The organism is Lysobacter sp. TAB13 (assembly GCF_052113885.1).
GTDB lineage: Bacteria > Pseudomonadota > Gammaproteobacteria > Xanthomonadales > Xanthomonadaceae > Lysobacter > Lysobacter gummosus.
The window spans coordinates 14,495-29,031 of record NZ_JBFRDR010000019.1; the positions used below are offsets into that span (position 1 = coordinate 14,495).

The following is a 14,537-nucleotide window of genomic DNA, read 5'->3' on the forward strand; positions in this document are numbered from 1 at the left end:
CGCAACGAATGCGCTCCCTCCTTTATAAAAGGAGGGTTGGGGAGGATTTGCTTTTCCGTCCCCGCGCTAATCAGTACGCAAATTCCTTGAACACCGGATCCACACTCCCGCCCCAAGCCCCATGGAACAGCTCGAGCTTGCGCTCGGCCGGGCTCTTGCCCATCGCCACGAACTCGGTCAACGGCTCCAGATAGATCGACTCATCGGCGCCGTGGTGGTTCAAGCGCGCGCGGCGCTTCAAGCCGTGCGCGGAAATCTCCAGCGCGCGGCGCGCCAGATCCAGCACCTTGCCGTCGCGGAACGGCAGCTGGAATCCGTGCTTGGGCACGCCATCGCGCAAGGCGTGGCGTTCGGCCGGATTGAAGTCCAGCACCAGATCCCAGGCCGCATCCAAGGCATCGGCGTCGTACAACAGACCGACCCAGAACGCCGACAGCGCGCAGATCCGGTTCCACGGGCCCGAGTCGGCGCCGCGCATTTCCAGGTACTTCTTCAAGCGCACTTCCGGGAACGCGGTGGTGGTGTGGTCGGCCCAGTCCTTCAAGGTCGGGCGCTGATTCGGATACGCCGGCAGCTTGCCGTCGAGGTAATCGCGGAACGACTGGCCGGCGGCGTCGATGTATTCGCCGTCGCGGTAGACGAAGTACATCGGCACGTCGAGCAGGTAATCGACGTAGCGCTCGTAACCGAAGCCGTCTTCGAACACGAAGTCGAGCAGACCGGTGCGGTCGGCGTCGGTGTCGGTCCAGATGTGCGAGCGGTACGACATGTAGCCGTTCGGCTTGCCTTCGGTGAAGGGCGAGTCGGCGAACAGCGCCGTCGCGATCGGCTGCAAGGCCAGCGAGACGCGGAATTTCTTCACCATGTCCGCTTCATCGCGCACGTCCAGATTGACCTGCACGGTGCTGGTGCGAGTCATCATGTCCAGGCCCAGGTCGCCGACCTTGGGCATGTACTCGCGCATGATCTTGTAGCGGCCCTTGGGCATCCACGGCATTTCGTCGCGGCGCCACTTGGGCTGGAAGCCCATGCCGAGGAAGCCCAGCCCCATCGGCTCGGCGACGGTGCGCACTTCGCGCAGATGAGTGGCCGCCTCCACGCAGGTGTCGTGCAAGGTCGCCAGCGGCGCGCCGGACAATTCCAGCTGGCCGGCCGGCTCAAGCGATACCGAGGCGTCGTCGCGGGTCAGCGCGATCACCCGGCCCTTTTCTTCCACCGGCGCCCAGCCGAACTGGGTCAGCCCCTTCAGCAAGGCCTCGATGCCGCGCTCGCCGTCGAAGGTGGGCGGACGCAGATCGTCGGTGCGGAAGCCGAACTTCTCGTGCTCGGTACCGATCTTCCAATCCGACTCCGGGCGCGCGCCCGAGGCCAGGTAATCGACAAGCACGGCGCGCGCGCCGCCCTTGATGTCGGGAATCTCTAGATCCTTGACCTGGCTGGGACCGGACACATCCACCTCGCTGATTGAATCGATCGACTGGACCGGAGCCCGGCCGCGGCCGCTTGGCGCGACCCAACGCCCGCAACCGGCGCCCCGTCACACGGGAGCCGGTCCGATGCCCTGAATCCTACCTTGCGTGAGTACACATGGTTTCTCGGTCTGGATATGCGGCGGGTCGCCTACAATCGCAAGACCCAGGCAGTGTAGAGCCCGTCTTGCGCCGAACAACGTCCGTCCTGCAACGCTATGGTTCGGCCCTGCTACTGGCGCTGGTGGCGCCCGCCGTGCCTGCGCAGACGGCCGCGGCGCAACTAGAACGCGGCAACGGCCCGGAACCGAGCACGCTGGACACGCACCGCTGCCAGGAAGTGGCCTGCGGCAACGTCCTGCGGGATCTGTACGAGGGTCTGGTCACCGAGGACGCGCAAGGGCGGCTGGTGCCGGGCATGGCGCGCAGCTGGACGGTGTCGGCCGACGGCCGCACCTGGACCTTCACCCTGCGCGAGCGCCTGCGCTGGAGCAATGGCGAAACGCTGGACGCGGCGCAGATCCTGGCCAGCTTCCGCCGCGCGTTCGCGCCGGCCACCGCGGCGCCGTTCGGGGAATTGTTCGACGCGCTCGACAACGCCCAGGCGGTGCAGGCCGGCCGCTTGCCGCCCGAGCACCTGGGCGTGGCCGCGCCCGACGCGCATACCGTGGTGTTCACTCTCAACCGCGCCGCCTCGCTGCCGGCGCTGCTGACCTTGCCGATCGCGTTCCCGGTGTATCTGCCGGCGGTGCAGCAATACGGCGCGCAGCACACGCAACCGGGCCGGCTGGTGTCCAACGGCGCCTATCGGCTGCAGGCGTGGACGCCGCAGGCGAATCTGCTGGTCGAAAAAAATCCGCAGTTCCACGACGCCGGCGCGGTGGCGATCGAACGCGTGCGCTTCCACGTCACCGAGGACGCCGCCGCCGAACTGCAGCGCTTCGCCGCCGGCGATCTGCACATCACCGAAGTCGTGCCGCCGCAGCCGTTGACCGCGCTGCGCCGGCGCTTCGGCGCGCAGTTGCGGCTGTCGCCGTATGTCGGCGCGTTCTGGCTCGGCCTGAATCTGACCAAGCCGCCGTTCCGAGACGCGGCCTGCGCCGCGCCGCCGTGCGACGACAAGGCGCTGGCGCTGCGCCGCGCGCTGGCGTTGGCGGTCGATCGCGACAAGCTCACCCGCTATGTCACCGGCCTGGGCGAAACCCCGGCCTACGGCATCGTGCCGCCGGGCATCGCCGGCTACACGCCCGCGGCAATGCCGTGGGCGACGCTGACGCAAGCCCAGCGCGAGCAGCACGCGCTCGCGCTGTACCGCCACGCCGGTTATTCCAACGACAATCCGCTGGTGATCGAGCTGCGCTACAACACCTCCACTCCGCATCGGCGCCTCGCGCTCGCGGTCGCGGCGATGTGGCGGCAGACGCTCGGCGTGCAGGTGCGGCTGCGCAACGAGGAATGGAAGGTGTTCGTGCAGAACCGCAAGCAGCGCGCGATCACCCAGGTGTTCCGCGGCGGCTGGATCGGCGATCTGCCCGACGCGCGCAATTTCCTCGCCGCTTTCGGCAGCGACGGCCCGCTGAACTGGATGGGCTACGACGACGCCGGTTATCGCCAGCGCCTGGCGCGGGCCGACGGCGCGCATTCGGAAGCCGCGCGCAACGCCTGGCTGCGCGCCGCCGAGCAGCGCCTGCTCAACGACAACGCGGCGATTCCCTTGTATTTCTACACTTCCAAACACCTGGTTTCCGAACGCGTGCGCGGCTTCCAGGCCAATGCATTGGACCGTCACGCCAGCCGCTGGTTGAGCCTGTCGCCATGACCGCATCTTCGACCTCGCCACCGCCGCGCAGCCGCAACCCGCAGGCGCATCGCTCCGAACGCGTCGGCTGGCTGCGCGCGGCGGTGCTCGGCGCCAACGACGGCATCGTCTCGATCGCCGGCCTGGTGGTCGGCGTCGCCGCCAGCGGCGCAGATACCGCGGCGATCCTGACCAGCGGCATCGCCGGCACCGTCGCCGGAGCGATGTCGATGGCGGCCGGCGAATACGTTTCGGTGCAATCGCAGGCCGACACCGAGCGCGCCGACATCGCGGTGGAACAGCGCGAACTCGACGACGATCCGCAGAGCGAACTGCAGGAACTGGCGCGCATCTACGAACAACGCGGCCTGACGCCCGAGCTGGCGGGCGAAGTGGCGCGCCAGCTCAGCGCGCACGACGCGCTGGCCAGCCACGCGCGCGACGAACTGGGCATCACCGACACCTTGCGCGCGCGGCCGGTGCAGGCGGCGGCGACCTCGGCGGCGGCGTTCGTCACCGGCGCGGTGCTGCCGATCGCCGCGGTGCTGCTGGCGCCGGCCGGGCGGATCGAAACGGTGGCGATCCCGGCGACCTTGATCGGCCTGTCGGTCTCCGGCGCGCTCGCGGCCTGGACCGGCGGCGCGCCGGTGCTGCGCGGCGCGCTCCGGGTGGCGTTCTGGGGCGCGCTGGCGATGGCCGCGGCGACCGCGGTCGGACGCTTGTTCGACGTGCAGGTCTGATGCGCGTCCATCCGCTCGTGCGCCTGCTCGCTTCGCGCCTGCTGGAAGCGGCGATCACCCTGTGGCTGCTGGCCACGCTGTGCTTCGCGTTGTTGCGCGCCGCGCCGGGCGGGCCGTTCGACACGGAGAAGGCCGCGCCGCCGGAAGTGCAGGCGGTGCTCGACGCGCAGTACCGGCTGGATCAGTCCCTGCCGATGCAATACCTGGGCTGGCTCGGCGACGCGCTGCGCGGCGACCTCGGGCCGTCGTTCCAGTATCCGGACTACACGGTCAATCAGCTGATCGCCAACGCCTTGCCGGTGTCCGCGCTCAACGGCGGCATCGCCCTGCTGCTGGCGCTGCTGTTCGGCGTGAGCCTGGGCGTGTGGGCGGCGTTGCGCGCCGGCGGCTGGACCGACCGATTGCTGATGTTCGTCGCCGGGCTGGGTCTGGCGATCCCGAAATTCGTGGTCGCGCCACTGCTGGTGTTGCTGTTCGCGGTGACCCTGCACTGGCTGCCGGCCGGCGGCTGGGGCGAATGGGACAACGTGGTGCTGCCGGCGATCGCGCTGGCGCTGCCCAACATCGCCTACTGCGCGCGGCTGACCCGCGCCTCGATGCTCGACGTGCTGTCGGCCGAGTACCTGCAGGCCGCGCGCTCGCGTGGCCTGTCGCAGACGCGGCTGCTGTTCGCGCACGCGCTCAAACCGGCGCTGCTGCCGGTGGTGGCGTGGCTGTCGCCGGCGCTGATCAACGTCGTCACCGGCTCGGCCGTGGTCGAGCAGGTCTTCGGCATCCCCGGCATGGGCCGCTACTTCGTCCAGGGCGCGCTCAACCGCGACTACACCCTGGTGCTGGGCGTGGTGCTGGTGATCGGCGCGCTGATCGTGGCGATCAACGTGGCGGTGGATGCGTTGCGGGGGTGGATGGATCCGCGGTGAACCGCCGGGAATCGGGAATGGAGAATCGGCAATCGGCTCCTCCCGCAGCGGCGCTCAGCCTTCCGATTCCCGACTCCCCATTCCCGATTCCCGTGCCAAACTCCCCCCATGCGCAGAAAGTCGAAAGCGACCTCGGTCGATATCGCCCACCTGGCCGGCGTGTCCCAGGCCACCGTGTCGCGCGTGCTCAGCGGCAGTCCGCTGGTCAACGCCGAAACCCGCAAGCGCGTGGAAGCGGTGGTGCGCGAGCTCAACTACAAGGTCGATCGCCACGCCTCCAGCCTGCGCCGTCAGCGTTCGGGCACCCTGGCGATGTTGCTGTTCGAAGATCCGACGCCGGATGAGTCGCACATCAACCCGTTCTTCCTGTCGATGCTCGGCTCGATCACCCGCGCCTGCGCGCGCCACGGCCAGGACCTGCTGATCTCGTTCCAGCAGTTGTCCGACGACTGGGCCGGCGACTACGAAGACAGCATGAAGGCCGACGGCCTGATCCTGCTCGGCTACGGCGATTACCTCGCCTATCAGGGCAAGCTGCAGAAACTGGTCGAGCAAGGCACGCGCTTCGTCCGCTGGGGCGCGGTCCTGCCCGATCAGCCGGGGCTGTCGATCGGCTGCGAAAACATCGGCGGCGGGCATCAGGCCGGGTCGCATCTGGTCGCGCTGGGGCGCAAGCGCGTGGCGTTTCTGGGCGACGCTTCCAGCCATTACCCGGAATTCCTAGATCGTTTCATCGGCTGCGAGCGCGCGCTGGCCGATGCGGGCCTGGTGCTGGACCGCGCGCTGCAGGTGGATGCGGAAAGCTCCGAAGACGCCGGCCATGACGCCGCGCGCGAATTGATCTCGCGCGGGTTGGCTTTCGATGCGGTCTTCGCCGCCAGCGACTTGATCGCGCTCGGAGCGATGCGTGCGTTGACCGAGCACGGGCTGCGCGTGCCCGAGGATGTGTCGGTGATCGGCTTCGACGATATTCCGATGGCGCGGTTCGCGCATCCGCCGCTGACGACGATTTTTCAGGACACCAAGCAGGCCGGGGAGCTATTGGTGGATACGCTGATGCGTCTGGTGCGGGGGGAGGAGGCGGAAAGTATTCGGTTGCCTACGGCGTTGGTGGTGCGTAAGTCGTGTGGGGCTGAGTAGGTACCTACCTACCGTCATTCCCGCGAACGCGGGAATCCAGGGCCTTTCGTGCGAGAACCTTTGAAGTCGCTGGATTCCCGCGTTCGCGGGAATGATGGACTGGAGAGATGACGCTGAAGTCTCTGGATTCCCGCCTTCGCGGGAATGACGTCCTTGAGAGAGGGCGCTGAAGTCTGTGGCGACCGATCAAAACCCGCTGCCCAAAAAACTCACCGCCTACGCGCGTGAGCCATCGCTCTATCCAACGCCGCAACCAGATCACCCCGCACCACCGGCGCATCCAGCACGAACACCTCCACTCCATGCGCCGCAACGGTCGCTTTCAGCACGCCGCCAGCGCCCTCGCCGATATCGACCTCGCCCCCACCCAACGCCGCGCGCCAGCGCCCGGCCTGCAGATACTCGCGCACCTCGAAGTCCGCCGCGGCATCGCCCTTGTTGAGCAGCACCAGCGCGATCTGAGACTGCCCGCCGTGCTCGTAGACCCGATAAAACGCCGCGCGATCGCCCTGCATCAACACATTCAACTGCAAGCCGCGCTGCAACGCCGGCGTGGTCTCGCGAACCTTCGCAATACGCTTAAGTGCGGCGCGAATCGGATGCCCGCGCGCCGCATCGATGCGCTGCTGGCCGAAGTAATTGCGATTGCCCGCATGCTCGGCCTTGCCGCGCTCGAAACCGACCTCCGAGCCGTAATAGATCACCGGAATGCCGCGCGCGGTGAACAGCCAGTTGTTGGCGTCGATGAAACCCGCGTCGCTGGCGTCCAGGCGCGGCATGTCGTGGTTGTCGTAGAACGTCATCAAATCGTACGGATTCGCGTACGGCCCATCGGTCAGATAGAGCCGGTCGGAGAGCAGCGCGAAGTCGCCGCGGCCGCGGCCGAACACCTCGGCCATGCGCTGCTTCAACGGGAAGTCGAGCACGCTCACGCCGCCGTTGCTGGCCCAGGTGAACGGCGCGATGTTCTCGGCCTGGTAGTCGAAGGCTTCGCCGAACATGAAGAACCCGGGACGCTTGGCGCGGATGCGATCGGCGAACTGTTTCCAGAACGCCGGCGGCATATGCCGGATGGTGTCGATGCGAAAGGCGTCGGCGCCCTGATCGATCCACTGCGAATACGCGCCGACGAAGTAATCCAGCACCGCCGGACTGGTGTCGTCGATATTCGAAAGCTGCACCAGATCCTTCTCGTTGTGGAAGAACCGGTGCAAGGGGTTATGCGCGGGATCGAGCTTTTCCGGCGACAGATTCTGGTGATCGGCGACCAGCACGCCATCGCGATAGATCTCGCCGTACTTGGGCTGATCCTTGGGCATGGTGAACGACGGCGAGCCGTGATTGGCGACGATGTCGAGCACGGTCTTCAAGCCGTGCCCCTTCAAGCCCGCGGTCAGGCCGGCGAAATCCAGATCGCGGCTGGGCAGGTGCTCGTCGAGGCGATAGAAATCCACGCCCCAGTAACCGTGATAACCGGTCTTGCCGCGGTCCTGGAACGCGCCGCCCCAGGTCACCGCGTCGCCGCCGGTGAAGGCTTCATCCGGGTTGTCCACGATCGGCGTCAGCCAGACCGCGCCGAAGCCCATGTCGCGAATGTAATCGGCGTTGTCGAGCAGGCCTTTGAAGTCGCCGCCGAGATACCCGATGTTGTCGCTCTCGCCCTTCGGCGCGCCGGGCACGGGCCGGTCGAAACTGTGCGTGGCCGGATCCGGCCCGCCCTGATCGCGATGATCGTTGCCGGTGTCGCCGTTGACGAAGCGATCGGTGACGACGAAGTACACCGCGTCGCTGGCCATCGGTTCCAGCGTGCCGTAGTAATCGCGCGACAGCGCTGTGCCGCGCGTGGCCTGCGCGCAACCGCACAACGCCAGCGCTAAAGCGACGACAGGCAAAGCCCTCACGCCCGCGCCTCCGCGCCGGGCTCGCGCACCCACAGCACGCACAAACCGGCGATAAACAGACTGACGCCGCCGATCACCAGCGCCGCCGCCGGATGCCCGCCGAAGGCATGCTTGACCAGGAACCCGAGCAGACTGGCCGCGACCAGCTGCGGGATCACGATGAAGAAATTGAAGATGCCCATGAACACGCCCATCTTCGCCGCCGGCACGCTGTCGGACAGCATCGCGTAGGGCAGCGACAGGATCGAAGCCCAGGCGAAGCCGACGCCCAGCATCGATAGCAGCAACCATTGCGGGTCGCGGATCAGCGCGATCGAAATCAGGCCGGCGCCGCCGAGGGCAACATTGAACAGATGGCTGCGGCGCAAACCCCAGCGCCGCGTCATCGGCGGAATCACGATGGCGGCGAGCGCGGCGAAGCCGTTGTAGGCGGCGAACAGCACCCCGACCCAGTTGGCGCCTTCGTTGTATGCCGCCGAGGCGGTGTCGCTGCTGTGGTAATGCAGTTGCGTGACCGCCGGTGTGGTGTAGATCCACATCGCGAACAAGGCGAACCACGAGAAGAACTGCACCAGCGCCAGGCGCAGCATGGTCGGCGGCATCGCGCCCAGGTCGTCCATCACCGTGGCGAAGCCGCCGCCGTCGCGGACCACGCCGCGCACCACCAAGGCCAGGCCGAACGCGGCGATCAGCGCGGCCAGAACGTACAACTGGCGATCCAGCGCCATCATCGAAATCGTGGTCGCGCAGATGCCGCCGACCACCATCCACGACGCGCCCAGCAACAGGCAGCGCACGCGGTCGCGATCGCGCGGCGGCGTCGCCGGCGCTTCGTCGAAGGCGAGCAATTCCTGCGGCGGATACTCGCGCGTGCGCAGCACCGTCCAGCCCACCGACAGCAGCAGCACCGCGCCGCCGAAGTAGAACGCGTAGCGCACGGTGTCCGGCACTTCGCCGGGGCCGGCGGTATTGCCCACGCCGAAATGCGCCAGCGCATACGGCAGCAGGCTCGCGACCACCGAACCTACGCCGATGAAGAAGCTCTGCATCGCGTAGCCGCTCGCGCGCTGCTGTTGCGGCAGTTGGTCGCCGACGAAGGCGCGGAAGGGCTCCATCGAGATATTGATCGAGGCGTCGAGCATCCACAGCAGGCCGGCGGCGATCCACAGCGTGGGCGAATTGGGCATCGCCAGCAGCGCGAGCGTGGCCAGCACGGCGCCTACGAGGAAATACGGGCGGCGCCGGCCGAGACCGGTCCAGGTGCGGTCGGACAGGTAGCCGACGATGGGTTGCACGATCAGCCCGGTCAGCGGCGCGGCGATCCACAGCATCGGAATGTCGTCGATCGGCGCGCCCAGCGTCTGGAAGATGCGGCTGACGTTGGCGTTCTGCAGCGCGAAGCCGAACTGGATGCCGAGGAAGCCGAAGCACATGTTCCAGATCTGCCAGAACGACAGTTGCGGCTTGCGGTGCGGGACGGCGGAGTCGCGGCTATCGGTCATGGGTCGATACTGGCATGGAGGGCGGTTGCGCGGTGGGTGGGGCAAAGAGCGAATCCCCCTCAACCCCCCTTTTACAAAGGGGGAAGACAAGCGGCTACGACGCGCCCCACCTCCTACGCAACGGTTCCCCCCTTTGAAAAAGGGGGGTTAGGGGGGGATTTGCTTTTGCCGTTGCGCCGCGTCAAGAGCGAAAAGCAAATCCCCCTCAATCCCCCTCAACAAAGGGGGAAGACAAGCGGGGATTCGCTTATGCCCTCAGAACTGCGAAGAGAACCGCACCCCATACATCCGCGGCGTATTCAAATACCGGATATTGGTCGCGTTGTTGACGAACCCCTTACCCGAATACACCTCGTCGGTCAGGTTCGACACGAAACCATCGATGCGGAACTGATTGTCGCTGCCGAAGTTCACGCCGGCCGAGACATTGACCGTCAAAAACCCATCCACATCGTCGCGCATCGCCAGCCCATTGGCCGGGCCGCCGCCCGCGGCCGGGTTGGAGCCGTTGTTGAACGGCATGTCCTTAAGCGGAATCTCGATCACCCGCCCGTTCGCGTCCAGACCGAAGCCGCGGCTGTTGAACGCGGTCAGGTAGTAATCCGAACGGTAGGTCAGGTTGATCGTCCAATCGAACGAAGACAGCGCGCCGTGGTTGATGTCGATGGTCTGCGACAGGCTGACGTTGGCGTTGTACTTCGACGTATTCGGCAACCGGTTGCCGTCCAGCGGCACGATCAGGCCCAGGCCGCCGGAGCGGGTATCGAGCACCATCGAGTCGTCGAAGGTCGCGTCCAGATACGTGAAGTTGTAGCCCAGGTTGAAGCCGTGCGGCAGGCCGACCCGGCCTTCCAGTTCCAGGCCCAGCACGCTGGCGTTGGCGGCGTTGTCGTTGAACACCTGGCGGCTGGTCGCGTTCGGGTTGGTCGGCGTCGGCGCCGGCACGTCGATCAGGTTCTGCAGCACCTTGTTCTTGTAGTCGTAGAAGAACACCGACGCGTTCAAGCGCACCGGCGTCTCGCCCCACAGATAGTCGCCCTTGATGCCGGCCTCATAGGAGGTCAGCTCTTCCGGCTCGAAGCTCGGTGCCAGCGCGCTGCCGTCGTTGAGCGAGAGCGGACGGTTGATGCCGCCCGAACGCGTACCGGTGGACACGGTGCCGTACAGCATCACCTGCGGATTGACGTCGTACTCGAAGCCCACGCGCCAATCGACGTAGCTGTCCTTGTAGACGTCTTCGCTCTTGCCGCCGGGGAAATCCGAGCGCGCGATCACCTGGATCTGATCGCGGTTCTTCTGCAGGAACTGCGCCCAGTTGTCGTTGGCGCCGAAGCTGTCGATGCCGCCGAGGAAGTAATCGAGCGTATTGCCGCCCGGGCCGCAGCGCAGGTCGGCCGGCGACCAGCCGGTGCAGATGCTCGGATCGCCGCCGCGGCGGTCGCCCGGAGGCGCCAGGCGGAAACCGGGCGAACCCAGGATCAGGCCGGTGGTGTAGGGATTGGTGGAGGTGTTGATCGGCTGGCCGGTGAACTGCTGGAACAGTTCCTCGGGCACGATGAATTGATACTTGATGTTGGATTCGCGCGCGATCTTCTTGTCGCGGGTGTAGCGGATGCCGCCGATCACGCGCAGCGAATCGGTCGCGGCGAAGCTGAAATCGCCGTAGACCGCGTTCGATTCGACCTTCGAATTGTCGCCGCGGTTCTCGCCGCCCAGGCCGTCCTGGTAACCGCAGACCGTGCCCGGCTTCCACCAGTCGCAATCGCCGAAATAGCCGTTGCCGACGTCCCACGACACGTAGTCGTACTTCTCTTCGTAGTTGAACAGGCCCGCCGACCAGATCAGGCGGCCGGTGTCGCCGAAGAAGCGCAGCTCATTGATGGTCGAGCTGGACTTGTCCGCCTGATAGAAGGTGTCGTACCACTTCAACCGTTCCGGATTGAAATAGGCCTCGCGCTCGGAGCCGGGATACACCGGGCCGAGCTGCCACTCGCGCGAAGCGTTGCGGTTATAGAAATCGTACTTGCGGTACGAAGTGTTGAACTCCACCGAGACCTTGTCGTTGAAGGCATAGGTGAAGGTGCCGGCGACGCCTTCGATGTCGTTGGTGGTCTTGCCCTGGGTGCGGAAGTACTGCTTGAACGGATCGTGCAGATCCTTGATGTCGTAACCCGCCGACAGTCCGCGCTCGGCGAACAGGCCCGGGTCGCCGGTGCCGCGCTCGGTCACCTTGTCCAGCATCACGAACGCGGAGAATTTGTCGTTGGGCTCCCACAGCATCGACAGGCGCGCGGCCTGGTTGTCGAGCGCGCTCGGGCCTTCGGCGTCGAACAGCGACTTGGGATAGCCGTTGGTGATGTACGAGGAGCGCTCTTCGTCGAACAACGCCGCGCGCAGGGCGAAGGTCTCGCCGATCGGCAGGTTCAGCACGCCTTCGGCGGTGGTGAAGTCGTAGTTGCCGGCGCCGATCTTCAGGCCGCCGCTGGTCACGCCCAGTTCGGGGCGCTTGGAGATGACGTTGATCGAGCCGCCGGTGGCGTTACGGCCGCGCACTGTGCCCTGCGGGCCCTTGTTGACTTCGATGCGGTCCACGTCGAAGAACATCGGGCCGATCGAACGCGGACGCGGCAGGTAGATGCCGTTGTAATAAGTCGCCACCGACGGATCGGAGGAGAAATCCGAATCGGCCGCGCCGATGCCGCGCAGGAAGATTTCGTACTTGCCTTCCTGCTTGGTGATCTGCAATCCCGGCACCACCGCCTGCAGGTTGCGGAAGTCGGTGTTGATGCCGAGCTTGGTCAGGTCTTCGCCGCTGAAGGACTGGATGGTGCCGGCGTATTTCTGGATCGACTGCACGCGACGGTTGCCGGTGACCTGGACCGCGTCGAGCTCATGCGCGGCGCTTTGCGGCGCGGCTTGCGCGGCGGCGGGCGCGGCGTCCTGCGGCGCGGGCGCGTCGGCGGCCGATGGCAGTTCCGCGCTCCAGGCGGCCCACGAGCTGCACAGCCCCAGCGAGGCCAGGGCCACCGTCAACAGGTGGCGATTGAATTGATGTTGCGATGAAGCCGGCTTCGATCTCGACATGCTCCCCTCCAGAAGCGCTGTGTGTCGGCCGCGCGCACTGACTCGCGCTGCGGTTGCCTGGGCGGCGTGCGCCTTCGGTCTGTGGCGCATGTTAGGCAAGCGGCCGCGTCCGCAGCGGGTTCTGCATACGTATTCATGGGATGAAGTCGCATTCATGTCGCACTTCTTCTGGCGATTGGCGGGTGAATACGTATGCACACGCTCAGGCCGCGAGGGGCGGCGGCGGTAAGCTGGCTCGCATCGCGGCAGTGCAGCACGCAGGCCGCCATCGATCAGGGGCCCGTCTTGTCCGCCGTCCGTATTTCCAGCGATCCGCTCCGCAACGACGCTTGGTGGCGCGGCGCGGTCATCTATCAGATCTACCCGCGCAGCTTCCGCGACCTCGACGGCGACGGCGTGGGCGACCTGCCCGGCATCATCGACAAACTCGGCTACGTGGCCGACCTGGGCGTGGACGCGATCTGGATTTCGCCGTTCTTCAAATCGCCGATGGCCGACTTCGGCTACGACATCGCCGACTACCGCGCGGTCGATCCGTTGTTCGGCGACATCGACGACTTCGACCGGCTGCTGGCCAAGGCGCATGCGCTGGGCCTGCGGGTGATGATCGACCAGGTGCTCAGCCATACCTCCAGCGAACACGAATGGTTCAAGCGCAGCCGCGAGAGCCGCGACAACGAGTATTCCGACTGGTACGTGTGGGCCGACGCGCGCGAGGACGGCACCGCGCCGAACAACTGGATGTCGCTGTTCGGCGGCGTCGCCTGGCGCTGGGAACCGCGCCGGCAGCAGTACTACCTGCACAACTTCCTGTCGGCGCAGCCGGATCTGAATTTCCACAACCCGGCGGTGCGCGCGGCGGTGTTGGACAACGTGCGCTTCTGGCTCGATCGCGGCGTCGATGGCCTGCGCCTGGACGCGATCAACTTCTGTTTCCACGACGCGCAATTGCGCGACAACCCGCCCAAGCCGGCGGCGCAGCGGGTCGGCCGCGGCTTCAGCCCGGACAATCCGTACGCGTTCCAGTATCACCACTACAACAACACCCAGCCGGAAAACCTCGCCTTCCTGGGCGAACTGCGCGCGCTGCTGGACCGCTATCCGGGCGCGGTGGCGCTGGGCGAGATCTCCTCGGAGGACTCGCTGGCGACCATGGACGACTACACCCGCGACGGCCGCCTGCACATGGGCTACAGCTTCGAGTTGCTGACCGAGGACTACAGCGTCGCGCACATCCGCGGCACGGTGCAGCGCCTGGAAGCGACCATGCGCGAAGGCTGGCCGTGCTGGGCGATCTCCAATCACGACGTGCAGCGCGTGGTCACGCGCTGGGGTCGCGGCGAGCGGCCGGCGCATTTCGCCACCCTGCTCAGCGCGCTGGTGTGTTCGCTGCGCGGATCGGTGTGCGTGTACCAGGGCGAGGAACTGGGCTTGCCCGAGGCCGAGCTGCCTTTCGACGCCTTGCAGGACCCGTACGGCAAAGCGTTCTGGCCGACCTTCAAGGGCCGCGACGGCTGTCGCACGCCGTTGCCGTGGGACACCAGCGAGCGCGCCGGCTTCACCAGCGGCGAACCGTGGCTGCCGATTCCGGCCAGCCATCGCGCGCTCGACATCGCCAGCCAGCAGGACGATCCGGCCTCCAAGCTCAACGGCTTCCGCCGTTTCCTGGGCTGGCGCAAACGCCATGCCGCGCTGCTCGACGGCGCGATCGGTTTCATCGACAGCGCCGAGCCGGTGATCGCGTTCGTGCGCGGCGAAGGCAGCGAAGCGATGCTGATGGCGTTCAATCTCGGCGATGCGCAGGCGTCGGTGGAACTGGGCGAACGCGCGGACTGGATCGCCGACGACGGCCACGGCCTGCCCTGCGGCCACCTCCAGGGCCAGCGCTTGATCCTGCCGGCCTACGGCATGTATGCGGCGCGCGCTCGCGGCTGAGGCGCCGCGCCCCGCTCGCCACGCGCGCCGGGGCCTGGGCATACTGGC

At 66.7% G+C, this 14,537-nt stretch carries 9 protein-coding genes; 5 read left to right on the plus strand and 4 right to left on the minus strand.

Translation table 11 applies throughout. From position 1 onward, the window contains the following. Positions 1–70 precede the first annotated feature (70 nt). Positions 71–1,450, minus strand: a complete 1,380-nt coding sequence (locus tag AB4Y92_RS19410; RefSeq protein WP_441821151.1) for a glutamate--cysteine ligase — start codon at positions 1,448–1,450, stop codon at positions 71–73. A gap of 275 nt (positions 1,451–1,725) precedes the next feature. On the opposite strand from AB4Y92_RS19410, the gene AB4Y92_RS19415 reads away from it, so the two are divergent. From AB4Y92_RS19415 to AB4Y92_RS19430, 4 genes are all read left to right on the plus strand, one after another. Beyond that, the gene (locus AB4Y92_RS19415) at positions 1,726–3,288 is read left to right on the plus strand and encodes a peptide ABC transporter substrate-binding protein (RefSeq protein WP_441821152.1); all 1,563 of its coding nucleotides are present in this window, start codon (positions 1,726–1,728) and stop codon (positions 3,286–3,288) included. Next, positions 3,285–4,007: a VIT1/CCC1 transporter family protein gene (locus AB4Y92_RS19420; RefSeq protein ID WP_441821153.1), complete on the plus strand. Its 723-nt coding sequence runs from the start codon at positions 3,285–3,287 to the stop codon at positions 4,005–4,007. Before AB4Y92_RS19415 ends, AB4Y92_RS19420 begins: the two co-directional genes overlap by 4 nt. Then, positions 4,007–4,927 carry an ABC transporter permease subunit gene (locus AB4Y92_RS19425; protein WP_441821154.1) on the plus strand — a complete coding sequence of 307 codons (921 nt, stop codon included), beginning with the start codon at positions 4,007–4,009 and terminating at the stop codon, positions 4,925–4,927. The genes AB4Y92_RS19420 and AB4Y92_RS19425 overlap by 1 nt, the downstream gene beginning before the upstream one ends. 108 nt (positions 4,928–5,035) lie before the next feature. Next, positions 5,036–6,067 (plus strand): LacI family DNA-binding transcriptional regulator, encoded by a 1,032-nt coding sequence (locus AB4Y92_RS19430; RefSeq protein WP_441821155.1) that lies wholly within the window; start codon positions 5,036–5,038, stop codon positions 6,065–6,067. Positions 6,068–6,276: 209 nt separating this feature from the next. Here the strand turns inward: AB4Y92_RS19430 and AB4Y92_RS19435 are convergent, their stop codons facing one another. From AB4Y92_RS19435 to AB4Y92_RS19445, 3 genes are all read right to left on the minus strand, one after another. After that, positions 6,277–7,968, minus strand: a complete 1,692-nt coding sequence (locus AB4Y92_RS19435) for an alpha-amylase family glycosyl hydrolase (RefSeq protein WP_441821156.1) — start codon at positions 7,966–7,968, stop codon at positions 6,277–6,279. Next, the gene (locus tag AB4Y92_RS19440; RefSeq protein ID WP_441821157.1) at positions 7,965–9,470 is read right to left on the minus strand and encodes an MFS transporter; all 1,506 of its coding nucleotides are present in this window, start codon (positions 9,468–9,470) and stop codon (positions 7,965–7,967) included. The genes AB4Y92_RS19435 and AB4Y92_RS19440 overlap by 4 nt, the downstream gene beginning before the upstream one ends. Positions 9,471–9,725: 255 nt before the next feature. Further along, complete coding sequence (locus AB4Y92_RS19445; protein ID WP_441821158.1) at positions 9,726–12,554, minus strand: TonB-dependent receptor; 2,829 nt, start codon at positions 12,552–12,554, stop codon at positions 9,726–9,728. Positions 12,555–12,839: 285 nt separating this feature from the next. Between AB4Y92_RS19445 and AB4Y92_RS19450 the strand changes: the two genes are divergently transcribed. After that, a complete protein-coding gene (locus AB4Y92_RS19450) occupies positions 12,840–14,489 on the plus strand; it encodes an alpha-amylase family glycosyl hydrolase (protein WP_441821159.1) in 1,650 nt (549 codons plus the stop codon). Positions 14,490–14,537: the final 48 nt, after the last annotated feature.